Origin of the sequence: Pantoea sp. ICBG 1758, from assembly GCF_002928325.1 — a bacterium.
In the GTDB taxonomy this organism is placed as follows: Bacteria; Pseudomonadota; Gammaproteobacteria; order Enterobacterales; family Enterobacteriaceae; genus Pantoea; species Pantoea eucrina.
This window is the reverse complement of the sequence record NZ_POWL01000001.1, coordinates 1909789-1932395: the sequence shown is the minus strand read 5'-3', so window position 1 is coordinate 1932395 and position 22607 is coordinate 1909789. Positions and strand designations below refer to the sequence as shown.

Below are 22607 nucleotides of genomic sequence, written 5' to 3'. Positions count from 1 at the left end.
GAGATCTTTAATGATGGAAATTCTGCGTGGTTCGCCCGCTCTGTCAGCATTTCGTGTAAACAAACTGCTGACCCGCTTTCAGAACGCTCATCTGCCGGTGAGTGATATTTACGCCGAGTATGTCCATTTTGCTGATGTTGCCGCACCGCTCAGCGCGGATGAACACGCCCGCCTGCAGCGTCTGCTGAAATATGGCCCTTCTCTCGCTGAACATGCGCCTCAAGGGCGTCTGCTGCTGGTCACGCCGCGCCCCGGCACTATCTCTCCCTGGTCATCGAAAGCCACGGACATTGCTCACAACTGCGATCTGCCGCAGGTTAAGCGCCTGGAGCGCGGCCTGGCGTTCTATGTTCAGGCGCCGCAGCTGACAGAAGCGCAGTGGCAGCAGCTGGCTGGCCTGCTGCACGATCGCATGATGGAGTGCGTATTCAGCGATCTGCAGGCGGCAGAGCAGCTGTTTGCTCATCATGCGCCGCAGCCGCTGCAGAGCGTTGACGTGCTGGGAACCGGACGTCAGGCGCTGGAGCAGGCGAATAGCACGCTGGGCCTGGCGCTGGCGGATGATGAAATAGATTACCTGCTGGATGCCTTCACCCGTCTGGGTCGCAACCCCAACGACATTGAACTCTATATGTTTGCGCAGGCGAACTCAGAGCACTGTCGCCACAAAATTTTCAACGCTGACTGGATCATCGATGGCGAAAAACAGCCCAAATCGCTGTTTAAGATGATCAAAAATACGTTTGAGCAGCATCCCGATCACGTGCTGTCAGCCTATAAAGATAACGCTGCCGTGATGGAAGGCTCGGAAGTTGGCCGCTTCTACGCTGATGCGCAGCAGGGCGAGTACGCTTTTCATCAGGAAGCCGCGCATATCCTGATGAAGGTAGAGACGCACAACCATCCAACCGCTATCTCTCCCTGGCCGGGTGCCGCCACCGGTTCAGGTGGCGAAATCCGCGATGAAGGCGCAACCGGGCGTGGCGCCAAGCCGAAAGCGGGTCTCACCGGCTTTTCCGTTTCCAATCTGCGTATTCCGGGCTTTGAGCAGCCTTGGGAAGAGGATTTCGGCAAGCCGGATCGTATTGTTACCGCACTGGATATCATGACCGAAGGCCCGCTGGGCGGCGCGGCGTTTAACAATGAATTTGGCCGTCCGGCGCTGAACGGTTACTTCCGCACCTATGAAGAGCAGGTTAACAGCCACAACGGCGTTGAACTGCGCGGCTACCATAAGCCGATCATGCTGGCAGGCGGGATTGGCAATATTCGTGCCGATCACGTGCAGAAAGGCGAGATCGTCGTGGGCGCCAAACTGATTGTGCTGGGCGGACCGGCGATGAACATCGGCCTCGGCGGCGGTGCTGCGTCATCCATGGCCTCCGGTCAGTCCGATGCCGACCTCGATTTTGCCTCAGTGCAGCGCGACAACCCGGAAATGGAGCGCCGCTGTCAGGAAGTAATTGACCGCTGCTGGCAGCTGGGCGAAGCCAACCCGATTCTGTTTATCCACGACGTCGGCGCGGGCGGTCTCTCTAACGCCATGCCTGAGCTGGTCAGCGATGGCGGACGCGGCGGTAACTTCAGCCTGCGCGACATTCTCAGCGATGAGCCGGGCATGAGCCCGCTGGAAGTGTGGTGTAACGAGTCGCAGGAGCGCTATGTGCTGGCCGTTGCGCCAGAGAAGCTGGCGCTGTTTGATGAGCTGTGCCAGCGCGAGCGCGCCCCGTATGCGGTGATTGGTGAGGCGACTGAAGAGCAGCACCTCTCCCTGAGCGACAGCCATTTCGACAACAAGCCTATCGACATGCCGCTGGATGTTCTGCTGGGCAAAACGCCAAAAATGACGCGCGACGTCACGCGGCAGCAGGCAAAAGGCGACGCGCTGCAGCGTAACGGCATTACGGTTGCGGATGCGGTTAACCGCGTACTGCATCTGCCTGCGGTGGCTGAGAAAACGTTTCTTATCACCATCGGCGACCGTTCCGTGACCGGCATGGTGGCGCGCGATCAGATGGTGGGACCGTGGCAGATCCCGGTGGCAAACTGCGCCGTGACCACGGCCAGCCTCGACAGCTATCACGGCGAAGCTTTCGCCCTGGGCGAACGCGCGCCGGTCGCGCTGCTTGATTTTGCCGCCTCCGGGCGTCTGGCGGTAGGCGAAGCGCTCACTAACCTGGCCGCTACCGCGATTGGTTCGCTGAAGCGCGTGAAGCTTTCTGCGAACTGGATGGCAGCAGCCGGACATCCGGGTGAGGATGCCGGCCTTTACGAAGCGGTCAAAGCCGTTGGCGAAGAACTCTGCCCGGCGCTGGGGATCACTATCCCGGTCGGCAAAGACTCAATGTCGATGAAAACCCGCTGGCAGCAGGGCAATGAAGAGCGTGAAATGACGTCGCCGCTCTCGCTGGTGATCACCGCGTTTGCGCGCGTGGAAGATGTCCGGCGTACCGTAACGCCGCAACTGCAGGCAGAGCAGGATAACCTGCTGCTGCTGGTGGACCTCGGCAACGGTGCCAATACGCTGGGCGCAACCGCGCTGTCGCAGGTCTATCGTCAGCTGGGCGATAAGCCGGCTGACGTGCGCGATGCCGCACAGCTTGCAGGCTTCTTCAATGCTATCCAGACGCTGGTCAGCGAACAGAAGCTGCTGGCCTACCACGACCGTTCCGACGGCGGGCTGCTGGTGACGCTGGCGGAGATGGCCTTTACCGGCCACTGCGGTATCGAGGCGGATATCGCCGCGCTGGGCAGCGATGCGCTGGCGGCGCTGTTCACCGAAGAGCTGGGCGCGGTGCTGCAGATCAACGCGGCCGATCTGGCAGCGGTAGAGAAGGTATTTGCTGACCACGGTCTGCGCAGCGCGCTGCATGTGATTGGCAAGGCGCTGCCGGGCGACCGCTTTGTGATCCGCGCCGGCGAGCATCCGGTCTACAGCGAAAGCCGCACGACGCTGCGTACCTGGTGGGCCGAAACCACCTGGCAGATGCAGCGCCTGCGTGATAATCCGGCCTGTGCCGATCAGGAGCATGAGGCGAAGCAAAACGACAGCGATCCGGGTCTGAACGCTCAGCTGACCTTCCGGCCGGAAGAAGATGTGGCTGCGCCGATGATCGCCACCGGCGTGCGCCCGCGCATCGCCGTGCTGCGTGAGCAGGGCGTTAACTCACACGTTGAGATGGCAGCAGCGTTCCATCGCGCCGGCTTTACCGCCGTGGATGTACACATGAGCGATCTGCTGGCGGGACGTCGCGGCCTGGAGGAGTTCCATGCGCTGGTGGCGTGCGGCGGTTTCTCTTACGGCGACGTACTGGGTGCCGGCGAAGGCTGGGCAAAATCGATTCTGTTTAACGATCGCGTGCGCGACGAGTTTGAAAACTTCTTCCATCGTCCGCAGACGCTGGCGCTGGGTGTCTGCAACGGCTGCCAGATGATGTCAAACCTGCGCGAAGTGATCCCCGGCAGCGAGCTGTGGCCGCGTTTTGTCCGCAATCAGTCTGAGCGCTTTGAAGCGCGTTTCAGCCTGGTGGAAGTGGCGGCCAGTCCGTCGCTGCTGCTGGAGGGGATGGCAGGTTCACGCATGCCGATTGCGGTATCACACGGTGAAGGCTTTGTTGAAGTGCGCGACGGCGCCCATCTGGCGGCGCTGGAAGCAAAAGGCCTGGTGGCACTGCGCTTCACGGATAACTTCGGTAAAGTGACCGAAAGCTATCCGGCTAACCCGAACGGCTCGCCAAACGGTATCACGGCGGTCACCAACGAAAGCGGTCGCGTTACGATCATGATGCCGCATCCGGAGCGCGTCTTCCGTACCGTCAGCAACTCCTGGCATCCGGCAGAGTGGGGCGAAGACAGCCCGTGGATGCGCATTTTCCGTAATGCGCGTAAGCAGCTGGGCTGATCTGCGTTTTACAGCAGGTGCCTGTAAGCAGTAAAAAAAAGCCGCCGCAGTAAAGGGCGGTTTTTTTATCTGATGCAGACGACTGTCGCTCAATTCCGACAAATCGCCTGCCGCACTGTCTCTTTATGGAGACACTTAACTCTTTGATTTATATTAATCAGAAAAATCCAGGCTAAATGCGTCGCTAAGCAGAGACACTTTTATGCGGTCAGCAGCTCAGAGCCACCTGCCGGAGGCAGCGGTACTATGGCGCCACTCTGATAAATAAAGAGTTTTAAAAAGTGGCACGATAGTTGCTATAATCAGGACGTGGCTCATTCGCCTGTCTGTGATTGCCCCGTAATTTACGGCAGAGCTCACAGAACCCTGAATGACGCACCAAACGGAGCCTGCCGTCCACCTGACCGATAATCGTCTGCATTGCAGCGTTATCAAGCACCGGACGTAACGTTGAGTTAGGCTCCACCTTTTCTGAGCGGCAGACCTTCGGGTCTGCCGTTTGCATTTCCGGCTTTCTAAGCGCGCCAGAGTTAGCTAGCATGCCTGCAGCACACTTTTTACGAGAGCGCGGCAGTATGAGATGGCGTCCGTTTCCCCGATCCCTGCGACAACTGGTTCTGATGGCCTTTTTACTGGTGCTGCTGCCGCTGCTGGTGCTGGCGTGGCAGGCGTGGGAAAGCCTCTCTGCGCTCAGTAATCAGGCGGCAGACACTAACCGCAATACCTTTACCGACGTGCGGCGCAGCGAGGCGATGGCCCGCACCGCCCTGGAGCTTGAGCGCAGCTATCGTCAATATTGCGTACTCGGTGATGCTGCGCTGGTCAGACTCTATACCACCCAGTGGACCCGCTACGGGCAGATGCTGAACAGCCATGCGGCCAGCCTGCCGGAACTGCCCACGTTTACCCTGCTGCGCAGCACGCTGCCGCAGCTCGCCACGGCCGCCTGCGAAAACGGTAATCCTTCAGCGTCCGGTGCCGCTGCGCTGGAGCGCTTTTCTGATGCTAACGCGCGTATGGTGCAGGCGACGCGCGACGTGGTGTTTTCCCGCGGGCTGCAGCTGCAGCGCGATATCGCCGAGCGCGGTCAGTTCTTTGGCTGGCAGGCGCTGATCCTGTTCCTGGTTACGCTGATGCTGGTGCTGCTGTTTACCGGCATGATTATCGGGCCGGTAAAGCGCGTGGAGCGGATGATCAACCGGCTGGGGGAAGGGCAGTCGCTGGAAAATAACGTCAGCTTTCGCGGACCGCGTGAGCTGCGCTCGCTGGGACAGCGTATTGCCTGGCTTAGCGAACGGCTAAGCTGGCTGGAGGCACAGCGACATGAATTTTTACGTCATCTTTCACACGAGCTGAAAACGCCGCTCGCCAGCCTGCGCGAAGGCACAGAGCTGCTGGCCGATGGCGTTGCCGGGCCGCTTAACGCAGAGCAGCAGGAGATCGTCGCTATTCTCGACAGCAGCAGTCGCCATCTGCAGCGCCTGATTGAGCAGCTGCTGGATTACAACCGCAAGCTGAACGAGATGCCGCTTACTCCGGAGCCGGTCGCGCTGGATGCGATCGTGGCGGCTGTCACCCGCGTGCATTCGCTGCCTGCCAGCGCCCGGCGAATAAAAACGCACGTTGATCTGCAGGCCACCCGCTGTCTGGCGGAAGCGACGCTGCTGGAGCGCGTTATCGATAACCTCTACTCGAACGCCGTGAACTATGGTCGTGAATCCGGTAACATCTGGCTGCACAGCCGGCAAAAAGGCGACCGGGTGTGGATTGATGTGGCGAATAGCGGTACTCCGATTCCGCCAGAGGAGCAGGCGATGATCTTCGAACCTTTCTACCAGGGCAGCCAGCAGCGGCAGGGGCCCGTAAAAGGCAGCGGCCTGGGCCTGAGCATTGCAAAAGATTGTCTGCGGCGCATGCAGGGAGACCTGGAGCTGGTCAGTCACAAAGAGGCAGATGTCTGTTTCCGCATTATTTTACCCGCCGGTGCCAGGAAGCCTGAACCATGAAACGCCTTATCAGACAAGCTCTTCTGAGCGTACTTATTTTAAGCGGCGTGAGCGCCTGCCAGCCGCATGCGGTGCCGGTGCCCCAGCGTGAGCATATAAGCGTCACTGAACCCGATACCCGGCTGCCGGACTACCTTACTACCGCCTGTCAGAACGTATGGCCTGCTGAAACCGCAGCGGCGGTAAACAATCCGCTTTACTGGCAGCGAGCGATTGACTGCAGCGAACGGTTTTCGGCGGCTGAAGCCCGCGCAGAGGCCCGCCGCTGGCCGGTGCAGAGCTGGGCGCGCGCCTTCAAGCAGGGCATTCTGCTGGCGAACGGTAACGTCACGCCGGTTGAGCGCCGTCAGTATATCGCCACGCTCGACAGCTACAGCGCAGACTTTCCCGCAACGGTGCGTCCGCTGATCCAGCTGTGGCGCAGTAACCAGGCTGCACAGCTGGAGCTGAGCGAGGCGCGCAGCCGCTACAGCGCGCTGCAGCAGAGTCACGATAGCGAACTGGATGCCCTGCGCCATCAGCAGGCCCGGCTGCATCAGGCGCTGAACGAAACCCAGCGCAAACTGGAGCGGCTGACTGACATAGAGCGCCAGCTTTCATCGCGTAAAGCGCCGGACAGCAGCGACAGCCCGCACGCCGGGGATGAAATCCGGGAGGAGCAGCCATGAGTGCACGTGCCCGTTTACTGCTGGTAGATGATGACCCGGGCCTGCTCAGGCTGCTCGGTATGCGTCTCAGCAGTGAGGGTTTTCAGGTCGCTACCGCCGCCAGCGGGGCTGAGGCGCTGCGTCAGCTGCAGAAAGAGCCCGCGGATGTGGTCATCAGCGATCTGCGTATGGATGAGATGGACGGGCTGGCGCTGTTTGGCGAAATTCAGCGGCGTCACGCCGGGCTGCCGGTCATTATCCTGACCGCGCACGGCTCCATACCCGATGCGGTTTCTGCCACGCAGCAGGGGGTATTCAGCTTTCTCACCAAACCCGTGGATCGCGACGCGCTGTATAAAGCGATCGATGAGGCGCTGGCGCTGCGTGCACCGATCAGTGACGACCGGTGGCGTGAAGCGATTGTCACCCGGAATCCGCTGATGCAGCGGCTGCTGGAGCAGGCGCACATGGTGGCGCAGTCGGACGTCTCCATACTGATTAACGGTCAGAGCGGCACCGGGAAAGAGGTGCTGGCGCAGGCAATTCATGCTGCCAGTCCGCGCGCGGCGAAACCTTTTATCGCCATTAACTGCGGCGCACTGCCGGAGCAGCTGCTGGAGTCAGAGCTGTTTGGCCACGCGCGGGGCGCATTTACCGGCGCGGTCAGCGCGCGCGAAGGATTATTTCAGGCAGCAGAGGGCGGCACGCTGTTTCTGGATGAGATTGGCGATATGCCTCCGGCGCTGCAGATCAAACTGCTGCGCGTGCTGCAGGAGCGCAAAGTGCGTCCCCTTGGCAGTAACCGGGATGTGGAGATCAACGTACGTATCCTTTCTGCCACCCATCGCGATCTGCCAAAAGCGATGGAGAAAAAGAGTTTTCGGGAAGATCTTTACTACCGTCTCAATGTCGTGAATCTTAAACTTCCGGCGCTGCACGAGCGTGCTGAAGATATTCCGCTGCTGGCTAACCATTTACTGCGTCAGGCCGCCGGGCGCCACAAGCCATTTGTCCGCAGCTTCTCTGCCGGTGCAATGAAGCGGCTGGTCAGCGCCAGCTGGCCGGGTAACGTCCGTCAGCTGGTTAACGTTATTGAGCAGTGCGTTGCGCTGACCGTTGCTCCCGTGATTGGTGAAGCGCTGGTAGAGCAGGCGCTGTCGGGCGAGAACACCGCGCTGCCCACCTTTGCGGAGGCGCGCAACCAGTTTGAGCTGAACTATCTGCGCAAGCTGCTGCAGATGACCAAAGGCAACGTTACTCACGCCGCGCGTCTTGCTGGACGTAACCGTACCGAGTTCTATAAGCTGCTGTCTCGTCATGAGCTGGACGCCAGCGACTTTAAAGAGTAGTTAGCCGCGCCACAGGCGCCGTTAGCGATATATACTTTCTGTTATCCGTCCGTCATGGAGGGAGCGAAAAAGGGATCTGCGATGAAAAAGATCGATGCAATTATTAAACCATTCAAACTTGATGACGTACGTGAAGCGCTGGCGGAAGTCGGCATCACCGGGATGACGGTGAGCGAGGTCAAAGGGTTTGGACGTCAGAAAGGTCACACCGAACTCTATCGTGGTGCCGAATATATGGTCGATTTCCTGCCCAAGGTAAAAATCGAGATGGTGGTCGGGGATGACATTGTCGATACCTGCGTGGAAACCATCATGAAAACGGCGCAGACCGGCAAAATCGGCGACGGTAAAATTTTCGTATTTGACGTGGCGCGCGTGGTGCGTATCCGCACCGGCGAAGAGGATGAAGAGGCAATCTGATCCTCTGTCCGGCGTCACAGTAAAAGCCTGCCTGCCGCAGGCTTTTTTATTGCTGCAATTACAGCACCTTGTGCGGGCCGAAAACCTCATAGTGAATGCGTGCGGTATCGACGCCTGCATCCAGCAGCTGGCGAGCGACAAACTGCATAAACGGCAGCGGCCCGCACAGCCAGAACGTGCGGTCCGGCTGGTTCAGCTCCGCTGACACGCAGGCCAGATCCATTACGCCCTCTGCATCATACCGGCCGGCATCGTCGCTGGCAGGCTGGCGATACCAGACGTGGCTGCGAAAGTGCGGCAGGGTGGCGCCCAGCGCGGCAACTTCCCGCGCAAAGGCGTGCTGCGCGCCATTTTCAGCCGCGTGCAGCCAGGTCACGGCTGCCGGATGCTGTTGCTGCGCCAGCACCGCGAGCATCGCTAACATCGGCGTCTGACCGACGCCCGCTGAGATCAGCGTCACCGGCGTCGCTGGTTCTGTCTGCAGCACGACGTCACCCGCCGGCGCGCTGCACTGCACAATATTTCCCACCCGGGCGCAGTCGTGCAGCCAGCCCGACACGGTGCCGTGCGCTTCACGTTTGACAGCAATACGGTAGGCTTTGCCGTCAGGCGCGTGCGTCAGCGAATACTGGCGATGCTGCATAAACCCGTTTTCTGTCAGACGCAGGCTGAGCGTCAGGTATTGTCCCGGCAGAAAATCGGCCACCGGCTGCCCGTCATTGGGAACCAGCTCCAGACTGGTAATCACGCTGCTTTCCGGCGTAATGCGGCGGATACGAAAGTCACGCAGGCCGCGCCAGCCACCACTCTTCTGCTCAGATGCCTGATAGATAGCTTCTTCACGCTGAATAAAGACCTGCGCCAGCAGCGCATACGCTTTGCCCCAGGCCGCAAGTACCTCCTCGTCCGGATTGAGCTGCTCCTTCATGGTGGCCAGCAGCGTGGCGCCTACCAGATCGTACTGTTCAGGCCGGATATTCAGGCTGGCGTGCTTCTGCGCAATTTTCTCGACCGCCGGCAGCAGCGCTGGCAAATCTTCCAGATGGGTGGCGTAAGCGCAAATCGCATTAAACAGGGCTTCACGCTGATCGCCGCTGCGCTGATTGTTCATGTTAAACACGTTTTTCAGTTCAGGATGATCGTTCAGCAGTTTGTGGTAAAAACAGCCGGTAAGAGCGGGTCCCATTTTGGCTATAGCGGGCACGGAAGATTTAATGGTCGCGATAGTCTGAGCGTCAAGCATGGTGTGTTCCTCAGCGGATAACTTAAAAGATGTATTTTAAATGCATCTTATGCCGTGCACGTCCGGCTGTAAACCGGCAGCAGCAGCTTTTAGCGTGAGCCGGGTACGCATTCCGGGCGGTTTACGCTGATCTTCCGTCAATCCATGCCCTTTTTTTGCGTGCAGCTAAAGCGTAAAAAAGGCGTTCCAGCGGCATGCCAATCGTTTGCGTAAAAAGAGCGCCCTGGCGCTATCGTCCCCTGGCAAAACCGTTTACACTGTTGGCCTTCGCCCCTAAGCGGGGGCTTAAATTGCCGTTAAAGTTGCTGAGTCAGGAGATGCGGATGTTAAAGCGTGATATGAACATTGCCGATTATGATGCCGATTTGTGGCAGGCTATGGAGCAGGAGAAAGTGCGTCAGGAAGAGCACATTGAACTGATCGCTTCAGAAAACTACACCAGCCCGCGCGTTATGCAGGCGCAAGGTTCACAGCTCACCAATAAATACGCGGAAGGCTATCCGGGCAAGCGCTACTACGGCGGTTGTGAATATGTTGATATCGTTGAGCAGCTGGCGATCGACCGCGCAAAAGCCCTGTTTGGTGCAGATTTTGCCAACGTTCAGCCTCACTCTGGTTCGCAGGCAAACTTCGCTGTTTACACCGCGCTGCTGCAGCCGGGTGATACCATTCTTGGTATGAATTTGGCGCACGGTGGTCACCTGACCCACGGTTCACCGGTCAATCTTTCCGGAAAACTCTACAACGTTATCCCGTACGGCATCGATGAAACCGGCAAAATCAACTATGACGAACTGGCCGAGCTGGCGCAGACGCATAAGCCAAAAATGATCATCGGCGGCTTTTCTGCCTACTCCGGCGTCTGCGACTGGGCAAAAATGCGTGAAATCGCTGACAGCATCGGCGCCTGGCTGTTTGTGGATATGGCTCACGTGGCAGGTCTGGTGGCAGCTGACGTCTATCCTAACCCGGTTCCGCACGCGCATATCGTGACCACAACTACGCATAAAACGCTGGCGGGTCCGCGTGGCGGCCTGATTCTGGCGCAGGGCGGAGATGAGGATCTGTATAAGAAGCTCAACTCTGCGGTCTTCCCTGGCGGACAGGGCGGCCCACTGATGCACGTCATCGCCGGTAAAGCTGTAGCTTTCAAAGAGGCGATGGAGCCGGAGTTCAAAACCTATCAGCAGCAGGTGGCTAAAAACGCTAAAGCGATGGTTGAAGTCCTGCTGGAGCGCGGTTACAACATCGTTTCCGGCGGTACGTATAACCATCTGTTCCTGATCGATCTGGTGAGCAAAGGCCTGACCGGTAAAGAAGCGGATGCCGCTCTGGGACGTGCAAATATCACCGTGAACAAAAACAGCGTGCCAAACGATCCGAAAAGCCCGTTTGTGACCTCTGGCGTGCGTATTGGTACACCAGCGGTAACCCGTCGCGGCTTCAAAGAAGCAGACGTGCGTGAACTGGCTGGCTGGATCGCCGACGTGCTGGATAACGTGAATGACGAGGCCACCATCGAACGCACCAAACAGAAAGTGCTCGATATCTGTGCCCGTCTGCCCGTTTATGCCTGACAGGTTTTAACGGATGAAAAAAGGATGGCTCCGGCCATCCTTTTTTATTGGTGCATTTTCCACTGCTTAGCGCACGATTGATCCGCTCTGCGGGTTTCTTTTTAGCCGGTGCTTTGCCAAAGTAGCGCCCAAACCGCAGGCAGTGGCGCGCGCCACAGGAGAGAGCATGACCATCGCATCAGCCAGATGGCTGGGACTGAGCTATTTCACCTACTTTTTTTGCTACGGCATCTATTTACCTTTCTGGAGCGTCTGGCTGCAGGGCAGCGGACTCGATGCGGAAAAAATTGGCCTGCTGCTCGGTTGTGGCATGGTCGCGCGCTTCGCCGGCAGCCTGCTTATCGCTTCACAGGTTAAAAATCCGGCTCAGCTGATTGTTGCGCTGCGGCTGCTGGCGCTTCTGACTGCACTGTTCGCTCTCGGCTTCTGGTTCGGCGGCCAGTGGCTCTGGCTGCTGCTGGTCATGGCAGGGTTCAATCTCTTTTTCTCTCCGCTGGTGCCGCTGAGTGATGCGCTGGCGGCAACCTGGACGCGCCAGATTGGGCTGGCCTACGGTCCGGTGCGGCTGTGGGGATCGCTGGCGTTTGTCATCAGCTCGGCGCTCACCGGCATGCTGGTCAGCGCTTATTCTTATCAGGCGGTTTTGCTGCTGCTGAGTCTGGGCGTCGTGGCCATGCTGAGCGGGATGCTGCTGCCACCGCAGACGCGTCCGCAGGGTGAGGCGCGACAGGGCGCCAGTGGCGGCTGGGCGGCGTGGCGCGATCTGCTGCGGGAAAAGAGCGTCTGGCGTTTTATGATCTGCGTTACGCTGCTGCAGGGCGCGCATGCCGCCTACTACAGCTTCAGTGCCATCTGGTGGCAGCAGGCGGGCTACTCCGCCTCCGTGGTGGGGTATCTGTGGTCGCTCGGCGTGGTGGCGGAGATTGTAGTCTTTGCCCTCAGTAACCGTCTGTTCAGACGCTGGAGCGCGCGCGATCTGCTGCTGCTTTCCGGCGTCTGCGCGTTGCTGCGCTGGACGCTGCTCGGTGCCACGACCGCGCTGCCGCTGCTGGTTGTCGCACAGATTTTGCACTGCGGCAGTTTTACCATCTGCCACCTGGCGGCGATGCGCTTTATCGCTGCACGCAAAGGCACCGAAGTGATTCGCCTGCAGTCGCTCTACTCGGCGCTGGCGATGGGGGGCGGGATTGCTGTGATGACCATGATCTGCGGCGTCCTGTTTGCCCATTTGCAGGGGCATCTCTTCTGGGTCATGGCGCTGGTAGCGCTGCCGGCGCTGTTCCTGCGTCCTGCGGCTCAGGCGTCCAGCAGCTGAAGAATACGCTGCTGCTGATGATCGCTTAACGGCAGTTCTGCGTGGATCAGCGGCGGCGAAAAGAGCGGCAGCGAAATAGCATAGGGGGTGACCACCAGCGCCACATCGCGCGGTGCGCCCTCGCGCTGGAAGTGCAGCATATCCTGATAGGTTATATTGATCGGCAGCAGCGTCATGTCGCGCAGCTGCTGCTCCAGCAGCTGCTCCAGCGCGGCGTCGACGCCGGTGAGCAGCAGTACCTGCTTCTCCTGCAGCGCGCTCTCCTGCATCATCCAGGCACCAAACAGCACCGCCACCAGGCTGGTCTCTTCCGCGCTGAACTGCGTGCCAAAGTCGCTGCTGAAATGGTACAGCGCGCGCTCGGTGGTGCGCATCAGCCGCGGATAGAGCCGCGCCACATCCAGCGCCACGCTATTATCGATGCCAATAGAAAAATGGCTGCGGTCCAGCGCCTGCGCCAGATGAGTATAGAGCTGGAGCTTCAGCTCATGCTGGTTGCGGATGCGCGTTTTTGCCAGCTGTTCAAAACGCGCAATCAGCGCTTCGGTGGCACTCATCAACCGGTGCGCCTGTGGCACACTCAGCTGGGTGGCATCAGGCGCATGAATCAGACTGAAGAGCAGCGTCCAGAAATCGGTTTCGCTGGCATCGGGCATCAGATGACAGCGTTTCTGCCAGTGGTGAATGACATCGTCTGCTGCGGCACGCTCCGCTTTGTCTGCCAGCCAGCTGCGCTGCCGCTCGCTGAACAGCGCCGCCTGACGCTGACAAAGGGCATACTTCATAAAAATAAGCAGAAAAAGCTGGTCGCGGGGAGAGAAATTGCGCATCAGCCGCAGGCTGCAGTGCTGGATCAGCGCCTGCAGGTTGATCTCATCCCACAGCGCTTTTTCAATCTGCAAAACTTTGAGCCGCTGACGCAGGGCGGGAACAAAATGGTCGCAGACAAACGCCTGCGACAGGCGCAGCGCGCGTCGCAGCCAGTGGATCAGGCAGAGTCTTCTGTCCAGTTCCGTGCCGTGAATGCGAAAGCTGCCATCCACCATCTGATGCAGTTCCAGCTGATGAAAGCGCTGTATCTCATCGCCCACATCCGCGATATCCTGACGGGCAACCGCAGGATCAACGCCGTTCAGCTGGCACAGTTTATCGAGCGTCAGGGCGGGGGCGGGCAGAAATAACAGCAGTAACAGATGGCAACGTCGCTGGGAACGGCTGAAGAGCGGTGCTGTAGCAGGCGCAAAACTCATCACGTATTTTATCCGCAGCTCATTTTTCAGCTAAGAATAGCCAATATCGCGCTGAAATTACGCTATCGGTGCAGACTTTTACTCAGAGCTTCAGGGCGGGTCACAGTTTTTTTCGGGCCACGTAAACCTTTACCTTATAAATTGTTACTTTATAACATATGAAAATTGCGCTTTTACTGGTTACGCTGTTTTTCTCCGCTGCGGCTGCATGCCATCCGCACAGTTTTATTGCGATGAAAGCAGAGCTGAAAAGCCAGAACGATCGGCTGACCGGCATAAAAATGGTCTGGACGATGGACGAAATCACCTCCGCCGACCTGCTTTATGATGCCGGGCAGGCCAGTCCGGGTGATGTGGTCTGGAAAAAGCTGGCGGCTCAGGTGATGGCTAACGTACTGGGTCAGCACTATTTTACCGAGCTGTGGCAGGAGAAAACGCGGATAAAATTTCTTAATTTGCCGCAGGAGTACAATTTGTCGCGTAGCGGACATAAGGCCGTGCTCGAATTTATTGTGCCGCTGGGCGAGCCGCAGCCGTTGGCCGGGAAGCGTTACCGTATGCTGACGTTTGATCCCAGCTATTTTGTTGATATGCAGTATGAGACGTCACAGGATATTGCCATGGATGAGAACCTAAAGGCGCACTGCCAGCTGAAGCTTACGACCCCACAGCCGGACGCGTCGCTGCAGCAGTATGCACTGTCGCTGGATAAAGCTGACGCGCCGCCGGAAGATATGGATTTGGGCCGCCAGTTTGCCCAGACGGTGACGCTGATATGTCGCTGAATATTCCGCTCCCTACGCGGCGTCGCTGGCCACTGCCCGCCGCCGGCCTGTTGCTGCTGCTGACCGCAATGCTGCTCTGGCACGCCTGGCCGCACATTCTGTTACAGAGCGTGCTGTGGCAGAAAGCGCTTAACCATTCCCTGACACAGCTGCTGCTGCAGGTCGCAGCACAGCCGCGCCAGGCGGGGATAACGCTGCTGCTGCTGAGCCTGGCGTATGGCGTCCTGCACGCGCTGGGACCGGGGCATGGCAAAGTGGTGATCGCCACTTTTTTAGCGACGCACCCTGCGCAGTTGCGCACCAGCATTCGTCTGACTCTGCTGGCTGCGCTGCTGCAGGGCGGGGTAGCCATTGCCCTGGTGACGCTGATGCTGGTGGTACTGCAGACCTCATCGCGCCAGCTCCATCTCAGCAGCTACTGGCTGGAAAAGGGGAGCTACCTGCTGGTTATCGCGCTGGGCTGCTGGCTGGGCTGTCGCGCCGTGAAATCGCTGCGGGCAGCCCTGCGTCCGGCAGCGGGCTGGCAGATCCGGGCAATACATACGCAGCATCAGCATGATGCAGCCTGCGCATGTGGCCATACTCATGTACCGGATGCGCATCAGCTGGCGCACGCGGTGAGCTTCAGGACTCAGCTGCTGCTGGTCCTCTCCATGGGCCTGCGCCCCTGTTCAGGGGCGCTGATGATGCTGCTATTCGCTAAAGTGATTGATGTTTATCTGTGGGGCGTGGCCGCTGCGCTGGCGATGGCGCTGGGGACCGCACTGACGGTGTCTCTGCTGGGCATCATGGTTCAGCGTTCGCGCGTGCTGGCAGCGAGATTGAGCCGTTCAGCAGCCGATCAAAAACGGAGTGCGGTAGTGATGGCGCTGCTTATGCTGCTGGGGGCCATTGCGCTGATACTGGCCGGAGTACTTCTGTGGCAGAGTGCACTCCCCGCTGCCAGCAACGGCCTGCGCCCCTTTTAACCGGACCCGGGATAAACATCCGGCCGCGCATAATCTGCCGGATGTTTAATTTTCCGCTATCAGAGAAAAATATCCTGCTGTGCACCTCTGGTGTAAATAGCATTCTCTGTCTACGCTAAATGACATCAGCTGAGAATTAACTTTTTTAAAATAAACTTTTATCAGTCGTCGTTTTTTGCGAGGAGAATACCATGCCTGAAATCCGGACTCATAATGGCATCACGGAGACCGTGACCGATACACATGCGGGACTGCCGTTAAAACGCATTTCATGGAGCGCAATATTTGCAGGTGTTATCGCTGCGCTGATTGTTCATATATTACTGGGAGTATTGGGTACGGCAATTGGTGCTACGACCATTGATCCACAGCAGGAGCAAAATCCTCTGGAGCATCTTGGTACTGGCGCGCTGATCTGGACCGGTGCCAGCATGCTGATTGCGATGGCGGTAGGTAGCTATATCGCCGGCCGTCTGGCACAGCGCGAAGGCGCACTGCACGGTTTACTGATGTTTGGTGTTAGTACGCTTATTACTCTGTGGCTGGCTTTCTCTCTGGCAAGCGGTATTATTGGCGGCGCCTTTAATATTCTGGGTTCAGGTGTAAATGCGCTGGGTAATGGTATTTCTTCTGTTGCGCCTTCGCTGACCAATATGGCGAAAGAGAAGCTGCAGGAAAATAATATTAACCTCGACGATCTGCAGAATGAGCTGGAGACCACGCTGCGCCAGACCGGCAAGCCGGAATTACAGCCAGAAAATCTGCAGCAGGATGCAAATAACGAAGCGAACAACGCTGAGAATCAGGCAAAAAATACGGCACAAAATCCGCAGAACGCGGATGCTGATTTGAGCAACTGGTTTAAAGGCGTGCTGAGCCGTCATTCTGATACGCTGCAGGCTGCTGACCGCGATGCGCTGAAAAATATTATCAAAGCGCGTACCGGTAAGAGTGACCAGGAAGCAGAACAGATTGTTAACCAGGCAGAGCAGAGCTATCAGCAGGCGATGCAGAAGTATCAGCAGCTGAAGCAGGAAGCGGAGCAGAAAGCACGTGAAGCAGCAGAACAGGCTGCCGCTGCTACGGCGAAAGCAAGCTGGTTCACCTTCATCATGCTGATTATCGAAGCCGTGCTGGCAGCGATTCTGGGTGGTGTAGGTCGCCGTACTCAGCCGCGTCAGGTGTTAACGCACGAACGTCGTTAATCAGTACCATTAAAAAAGGCGGCCCGCGGGCCGCCTTTTTTTTGCTTAGCGCTTCAGTGCTTCGCTCAGCTCTTCGCGCATATTAGCCAGCATGGCTTTTACGACGCGCGGATTGCCGGCTACGATGTTACCTGAGTGCAGATAACCGTGGTTGCCGGTGAAGTCAGTCACCAGACCGCCAGCCTCACGTACCAGCAGCTCACCCGCTGCAAAATCCCACGGCTTCAGGCCAATTTCGAAATAGCCATCCACGCGGCCGGCTGCGACATAAGCCAGATCCAGCGCGGCTGAACCGCTGCGACGGAAGTCTGCGCACTGGGTAAACAGTTTGCCAACAATATTGATATATGGCGTCGCGTGCTGCTTAACCTTGAACGGGAAGCCGGTCGCCAGGATGGTGCCATCCAGATCGCGGGCGTTGCTGCCGCGCAGACGATAGCCATTCAGCTGTGCGCCCTGACCGCGTACGGCGGTGAAGAGTTCATTACGCATTGGATCGTAAACCACAGCCACTTCAGTGCGGCCTTTAATGCGCACGGCAATAGAGACGGAGAAGTGTGGCAGACGTTTGATGAAGTTGGTGGTGCCATCCAGCGGATCGATTACCCATTGAATATCCTGATCCTCACCCGCCAGCTCACCGCTCTCTTCGGTGATGATGGTGTGTTGTGGGTAAGATTTACGAATGACTTCGATAATCAGGCTTTCTGCGTCACGGTCAACATTGGTCACGAAGTCGTTGCTGCCTTTCTGGCTGGCTTCGACAGCGTCCGGGGTTTCGTAATTTTTGGCAATTAAATTTCCGGCCTTGCGCGCTGCGCGCACGGCGATGTTGAGCATCGGATGCATCGGTATCTCTCGCTGGATGTTAAAGAACGGGGAAAACGGCGCGGAGTATAGCAGCGTGTTCAGCAAATGTCCTGCATTTATGTTAGGATGCGCGTCATCATTTTCTCACCCGCTCATAATTATGCTGCAAAATATCCGAATTGTACTGGTTGAAACGTCCCACACCGGCAACATGGGTTCTGTTGCCCGCGCCATGAAAACCATGGGGTTAAGCAACCTTTATCTGGTGAATCCGCTGGTTAAACCTGACTCGCAGGCGATCTCTCTTGCGGCGGGTGCCAGCGACGTTATCGGCAACGCCCGCATTGTTGATACGCTGGATGAGGCGATTGCCGGCTGCAGCCTGGTGGTCGGCACCAGCGCCCGTTCACGGTCGTTGCCATGGCCGATGCTGAATTCACGCGAGTGCGGCATTAAGAGCGTGGAAGAGGGGCAGCAGGCACCGGTCGCGCTGGTATTTGGCCGTGAGCGCGTCGGACTGACCAACGACGAACTGCAGAAGTGCCATTATCACGTAGCTATTCAGGCTAACCCGGAGTACAGCTCGCTGAATCTGGCGATGGCGGTGCAGATTATCGCTTATGAAGTGCGTATGGCGTGGCTGGATGCGCAGGAAAAAGCGGCTCCGCAACCGGAATATGAAGCCTCACCTTATCCGCTGGTGGACGATCTGGAACGCTTTTATCAGCATATCGAGCAGATGATGCTGGAAAGCGGCTTTATTCGTACCGGCACGCCGAGCCAGGTAATGAGCAAACTGCGCCGCCTCTATACGCGCGCCCGTCCGGAACGCGATGAGCTGAATATTCTGCGCGGCATGCTCTCCTCCTTTGAAAAACCCAAAGGCGATAAGGGTAATAGTTGAGTAAAACGCCAGGTTAAATAGTTGAGTAAATTACTCGGTTAAATAGTTGACCAAAATACTCGGGAATGGCAGACTGCGCTGACTGACATTCCACCGATAACCCGCCTGAGTAAGGGCGGATGCCGACGAGGTTTTACGCTATGAGACTGACATCCAAAGGACGCTATGCCGTTACCGCTATGCTGGACGTAGCCCTGCATTCGCATGAGGGGCCGGTACCGCTGGCGGATATTTCCGAGCGTCAGGGGATTTCACTCTCCTATCTGGAACAGCTGTTCTCGCGTCTGCGTAAGCACGGCCTGGTTGCCAGCGTGCGCGGGCCGGGTGGCGGTTATCTGCTGGGCAAAGATGCTAATGCTATCGCAGTGGGTGCGGTGATCACCGCGGTAGATGAGTCGGTGGATGCGACCAAATGTCAGGGTAAAGAGGGCTGTCAGGGGGGCGAACGCTGCCTGACTCACGTGCTGTGGCGCGATCTCAGCGAGCGCATCAGCGATTTCCTGAACAATATTACGCTGGCTGAGCTGGTGAATAATCAGGAAATCCTTGATGTTGCCGATCGTCAGAACAGCGTGGATAACCGTCGTTTTCAGCAGCATCGCGTGCAGGAAACCATCAACGTTAATCTGCGTGCCTGATCGCAATCATATTGCCTGACTGAAGACTGACTTTTACAAAGCCCCGGGCGCTTAGCGATGAAGCCCCCGGGGCTTTGTGCTGTTAGCGCTCCCGTTACCGGCCGCATGACCGGTTTACTCTCTGCAGGCTGAATCATGCTATAAAGACCTGTGTTTTATTTTACGGAGTTACAGCGCCATGAAATTACCGATCTATCTGGATTACGCAGCGACCACGCCTGTGGATCCACGGGTCGCCAGCAGAATGATGAAGTGTCTGACGCTGGATGGCACCTTCGGTAATCCCGCATCCCGTTCCCACCGCTTTGGCTGGCAGGCTGAAGAGGCCGTGGATGTTGCCCGCAATCAGATTGCGGCGCTGGTTAACGCCGATCCGCGCGAGATTGTCTTTACCTCCGGCGCGACCGAAGCGGATAACCTCGCTATTAAAGGGGCAGCACACGCCCGTCAGGCGCGCGGACGGCATATCATTACCAGCCAGACGGAACATAAAGCGGTACTCGATAGCTGTCTGCAGCTGGCGCGCGAAGGGTTTGACGTGACCTGGCTGACGCCCGGCAGCGACGGTATTGTCACGCCGGATATGCTGGCTGCCGCACTGCGCGACGATACCGTGCTGGTATCGCTGATGCACGTGAACAACGAAACGGGTGTCATCCAGGATATTGCGGCGCTGGGCGCGCTCTGTCACGCGCGTGATATTTTGTTCCACGTGGACGCCACGCAGAGCGTGGGCAAGCTGCCGCTTGACGTCAGCACGCTGCCGGTGGATCTGATGTCGTTCTCGGCGCATAAGCTCTACGGACCCAAAGGCATCGGTGCGCTCTGGGTACGCCGCAAGCCGCAGGTGAAGATTGACGCACAGATGCACGGCGGCGGGCATGAACGCGGTATGCGTTCCGGAACGCTGCCGGTGCATCAGATTGTTGGTATGGGTGAAGCCTATGCGCTGGCAGGCGAGGTGATGGCAGAGGAGATGACGCGACTCGCCACGCTGCGCCAGCGGCTCTGGCAGGGCATCAGCCAGCTGAGCGGCGTACAGCTCAACGGCTCGCTGACGCACAGCGCGCCAAATATCCTTAACATCAGCTTTGCGCAGGTTGAGGGTGAATCACTGATTATGGCGCTGAAAGATCTGGCGCTTTCATCCGGCTCAGCCTGTACCTCGGCGAGTCTGGAACCCTCCTATGTGCTGCGCGCCATGGGCGTTGAGCCGGAGCTGGCCTACAGCTCGCTGCGCTTTTCGCTGGGGCGTTTCACCACGCAGGAGGAGATTGACTACGCAATTGCGCTGGTCAATAAAGCCGTCAGCCGGATGCGGGCCGTTGCCCCGGCAGCCGCCCGCTGATCCATGCCACTCCGCGCCGGTCTGGCGTGGAATAAGACCAAACGTAAACGGAGCGACGCGATGACAACACAACCGATGAATATTACGCTCAGCACGCAGCCTGCTGATGCGCGCTGGGGCGAAAAAGCCCTGCTGAGCAGCAGCGAGAGTGGTATGACGCTGCACCTTACGGGCAGTGATGCGCTGCTGACGATTCAGCGCGCGGCGCGCAAGCTCGACAGCCAGGGCATCCGTCACGTTGCGCTGTGCGGTGACGACTGGGATCTGGAAAAGTGCTGGGCATTCTGGCAGGGCTATCGCAGCCCGAAAGGCGCGCGCCAGGTGGAATGGCCGGCGCTCAGCGACAGCGATCGCGCTGAATTCGATCGTCGTCTGCAGATTATTGACTGGGTGCGCGATACCATTAACCTGCCAGCGGAAGACCTGAGTCCGGAACAGCTGGCGCATAGCGCTATCGATCTGATCAGAGACGCGGGTGGCGATGCCGTCAGCTATCGCATCACCAAAGGCGAGGATCTGCGCGAGCAGGGGTACAGCGGTATCCATACCGTTGGACGTGGCTCGTCGCGCGTGCCGGTGCTGCTGGCGCTTGATTTCAACCCGACCGGTGACGCAGATGCGCCGGTTTACGCCTGTCTGGTCGGTAAAGGGATCACATTTGATACCGGCGGCTACAGCCTGAAGCAGAGCGCATTTATGGACTCTATGAAGTCCGATATGGGCGGAGCGGCGACCGTCACCGGCGCGCTGGCGCTGGCGATTGCCCGCGGGCTGACGAAGCGCGTAAAACTCTATCTCTGCTGTGCCGATAACATGGTCAGCGGCAACGCATTCCGTCTTGGCGATATCATCCGCTACCGCAACGGTAAAACCGTTGAGGTGATGAACACCGATGCGGAAGGGCGTCTGGTGCTGGCGGATGGCCTGATTGACGCCAGCGAGCAGAAGCCGGAGCTGCTGATTGATGCTGCCACGCTGACCGGCGCAGCTAAAACGGCGCTCGGCAACGACTATCATGCGCTGTTTACCTTCGACGATGTGCTGGCTGAATCGCTGCTGGGCAGCGCCACCGGCGAAAATGAAGCGTTCTGGCGTCTGCCGCTGGCGGAGTTCCACCGCAGCCATCTGCCGTCAAATTTTGCCGATCTCAACAACATCGCCAGCCCGGCTCACGCCGCCGGCGCCAGCAGCGCGGCCGCATTCCTCTCGTGGTTTGTTGAAAAATATCAGCAGGGCTGGCTGCATATCGACTGCTCCGCCACCTACCGCAAAAGCGCGGTGGATCAGTGGTCAGCAGGCGCAACCGGACTCGGCGTGCGTACCCTTGCCAACCTGTTACTGAAATAATCCCGCTTCGGGCAGGCTGGCTCCTGCCCGCTTTTTTGGAATGAAACACGCATGAGTAATCGTCTTGAAGAGGTGCTGAAGCTGGCGGCCACCGAGCCGGCGCATCGCCCGGAGTTTTTTCAGCTGTTGCTGGCCGCAGATGTCTGGGTGCCAGGCGAAAGCCCGGCTGAACAGTTTAACGCGACCTCGCCCGTCGAGTTACAGCACTGGGAGAAAGAGGGAGGCGGTAGCGTGATCCCGTTCTTCAGCTCTGAGGCGGCTATGCGCGAAGCGATAACGGATGAACAGCCGTGGCTGCGCCTGCCGGCGCGTACGCTGTTTGAGATGACGCTGGGGGAAGCGCTGTTTCTGAACCCGAAATTACCAGCGGGTAAAGAGTTTACGCCGGGTGAAATCGCGCATCTGCTGGGTGAGGAGGGAAGTGCGCTGAGCCAGCAGACAGTGCTTGAGGGCGGCCACGCGCTGCTGCTGTCGGAGGTAGCTGAGCCGCCGGCACAGATGATCGACTCCCTGACCCAGCTGTTTGCTAAATATAAACAGGTGCGCCGCGCCTACATTGCCAGCCTGCGTGAAAGCGTGAACGAAGCGCCTAATCTGCTGATTGGTATAGAAGCTGACAGTGATATCGATGAAATTATTCAGGCCGCAGGCAGCGTGGCGACCGATACGCTGACCGATGATGCTCCTGTTGATATCTGCGAAGTGGATGCCGGACAGCATGGCGTCAGCCATTTTTTTACCGCGCATATCACGCCATTTTATGAGCGGCGCTGGGGCAGTTTCCTGCGCGATTTTAAAGGCAGCCAGCGCATCATTTAACCATCGTATGTTGATGCGTATGGCCCTGGCACGCGCATAACGCGGGAATTCCCTGTAGGGGCGCCATTAATGGCG

General features: G+C 58.3%; 18 protein-coding genes. 15 read left to right on the top strand and 3 right to left on the bottom strand.

The features are described from left to right. Window positions 1-10 precede the first annotated feature (10 nt). From purL to glnB, 5 genes are all read left to right on the top strand, one after another. Window positions 11-3901 carry a phosphoribosylformylglycinamidine synthase gene (purL, locus tag C1Y41_RS09270; RefSeq protein ID WP_104085295.1) on the top strand — a complete coding sequence of 1297 codons (3891 nt, stop codon included), beginning with the start codon at window positions 11-13 and terminating at the stop codon, window positions 3899-3901. 575 nt (window positions 3902-4476) lie between these two features. After that, the gene (locus C1Y41_RS09260; protein WP_104085293.1) at window positions 4477-5907 is read left to right on the top strand and encodes a HAMP domain-containing sensor histidine kinase; all 1431 of its coding nucleotides are present in this window, start codon (window positions 4477-4479) and stop codon (window positions 5905-5907) included. Next, complete coding sequence (gene qseG / locus C1Y41_RS09255; protein ID WP_039379666.1) at window positions 5904-6575, top strand: two-component system QseEF-associated lipoprotein QseG; 672 nt, start codon at window positions 5904-5906, stop codon at window positions 6573-6575. The genes C1Y41_RS09260 and qseG overlap by 4 nt, the downstream gene beginning before the upstream one ends. After that, window positions 6572-7903, top strand: coding sequence for a two-component system response regulator GlrR (glrR, locus tag C1Y41_RS09250; RefSeq protein ID WP_039379663.1), 1332 nt, complete (start codon window positions 6572-6574; stop codon window positions 7901-7903). The genes qseG and glrR overlap by 4 nt, the downstream gene beginning before the upstream one ends. Window positions 7904-7984: 81 nt before the next feature. Beyond that, a complete protein-coding gene (glnB, locus tag C1Y41_RS09245; RefSeq protein ID WP_007886217.1) occupies window positions 7985-8323 on the top strand; it encodes a nitrogen regulatory protein P-II in 339 nt (112 codons plus the stop codon). 58 nt (window positions 8324-8381) lie between these two features. On the opposite strand, the gene hmpA is transcribed toward glnB, so the two are convergent. Continuing rightward, window positions 8382-9566 (bottom strand): NO-inducible flavohemoprotein, encoded by a 1185-nt coding sequence (gene hmpA, locus C1Y41_RS09240; protein WP_071667890.1) that lies wholly within the window; start codon window positions 9564-9566, stop codon window positions 8382-8384. Between the two features lie 323 nt (window positions 9567-9889). On the opposite strand from hmpA, the gene glyA reads away from it, so the two are divergent. Together glyA and C1Y41_RS09230 are read left to right on the top strand one after the other, a co-directional pair. After that, a complete protein-coding gene (gene glyA / locus C1Y41_RS09235; RefSeq protein WP_039379655.1) occupies window positions 9890-11143 on the top strand; it encodes a serine hydroxymethyltransferase in 1254 nt (417 codons plus the stop codon). A gap of 166 nt (window positions 11144-11309) precedes the next feature. Further along, window positions 11310-12458 carry a 3-phenylpropionate MFS transporter gene (locus tag C1Y41_RS09230; RefSeq protein ID WP_104085292.1) on the top strand — a complete coding sequence of 383 codons (1149 nt, stop codon included), beginning with the start codon at window positions 11310-11312 and terminating at the stop codon, window positions 12456-12458. Here C1Y41_RS09230 and csiE read toward each other — a convergent pair. Continuing rightward, on the bottom strand, window positions 12440-13708 hold the full coding sequence (gene csiE / locus C1Y41_RS09225; RefSeq protein WP_071667892.1) for a stationary phase inducible protein CsiE: 1269 nt from the start codon (window positions 13706-13708) through the stop codon (window positions 12440-12442). The two genes, C1Y41_RS09230 and csiE, sit on opposite strands and share 19 nt — an antisense overlap. A gap of 158 nt (window positions 13709-13866) precedes the next feature. Here csiE and C1Y41_RS09220 point away from each other — a divergent pair, with 158 nt between their 5' ends. The 3 genes from C1Y41_RS09220 to C1Y41_RS09210 all read left to right on the top strand — a co-directional run bounded on the left by C1Y41_RS09220 (window position 13867) and on the right by C1Y41_RS09210 (window position 16666). Continuing rightward, window positions 13867-14493, top strand: coding sequence for a DUF1007 family protein (locus C1Y41_RS09220; RefSeq protein WP_094112081.1), 627 nt, complete (start codon window positions 13867-13869; stop codon window positions 14491-14493). Continuing rightward, complete coding sequence (locus C1Y41_RS09215; RefSeq protein ID WP_104085291.1) at window positions 14484-15461, top strand: nickel/cobalt transporter; 978 nt, start codon at window positions 14484-14486, stop codon at window positions 15459-15461. The genes C1Y41_RS09220 and C1Y41_RS09215 overlap by 10 nt, the downstream gene beginning before the upstream one ends. 191 nt (window positions 15462-15652) lie before the next feature. Continuing rightward, on the top strand, window positions 15653-16666 hold the full coding sequence (locus C1Y41_RS09210) for a TIGR04086 family membrane protein (RefSeq protein ID WP_039379643.1): 1014 nt from the start codon (window positions 15653-15655) through the stop codon (window positions 16664-16666). A 45-nt stretch (window positions 16667-16711) separates the two neighbouring features. Here the strand turns inward: C1Y41_RS09210 and suhB are convergent, their stop codons facing one another. Next, entirely contained in the window at window positions 16712-17515 is an 804-nt protein-coding gene (gene suhB, locus C1Y41_RS09205; RefSeq protein WP_039379640.1) for an inositol-1-monophosphatase, read from the bottom strand. 121 nt (window positions 17516-17636) lie between these two features. On the opposite strand from suhB, the gene trmJ reads away from it, so the two are divergent. The 5 genes from trmJ (at window position 17637) to sseB (ending at window position 22532) form a co-directional block, all read left to right on the top strand. Continuing rightward, window positions 17637-18380: a tRNA (cytosine(32)/uridine(32)-2'-O)-methyltransferase TrmJ gene (trmJ, locus tag C1Y41_RS09200; protein ID WP_039385614.1), complete on the top strand. Its 744-nt coding sequence runs from the start codon at window positions 17637-17639 to the stop codon at window positions 18378-18380. 140 nt (window positions 18381-18520) lie between these two features. Then, window positions 18521-19018 carry a Fe-S cluster assembly transcriptional regulator IscR gene (iscR, locus tag C1Y41_RS09195; protein ID WP_039379638.1) on the top strand — a complete coding sequence of 166 codons (498 nt, stop codon included), beginning with the start codon at window positions 18521-18523 and terminating at the stop codon, window positions 19016-19018. Window positions 19019-19196: 178 nt separating this feature from the next. After that, window positions 19197-20366, top strand: a complete 1170-nt coding sequence (locus tag C1Y41_RS09190; RefSeq protein ID WP_104085290.1) for an IscS subfamily cysteine desulfurase — start codon at window positions 19197-19199, stop codon at window positions 20364-20366. A gap of 60 nt (window positions 20367-20426) precedes the next feature. After that, the gene (pepB, locus tag C1Y41_RS09185; protein WP_039385612.1) at window positions 20427-21713 is read left to right on the top strand and encodes an aminopeptidase PepB; all 1287 of its coding nucleotides are present in this window, start codon (window positions 20427-20429) and stop codon (window positions 21711-21713) included. Between the two features lie 51 nt (window positions 21714-21764). Then, window positions 21765-22532: an enhanced serine sensitivity protein SseB gene (gene sseB, locus C1Y41_RS09180; RefSeq protein WP_039379633.1), complete on the top strand. Its 768-nt coding sequence runs from the start codon at window positions 21765-21767 to the stop codon at window positions 22530-22532. The last annotated feature ends 75 nt before the right edge of the window (window positions 22533-22607 follow it).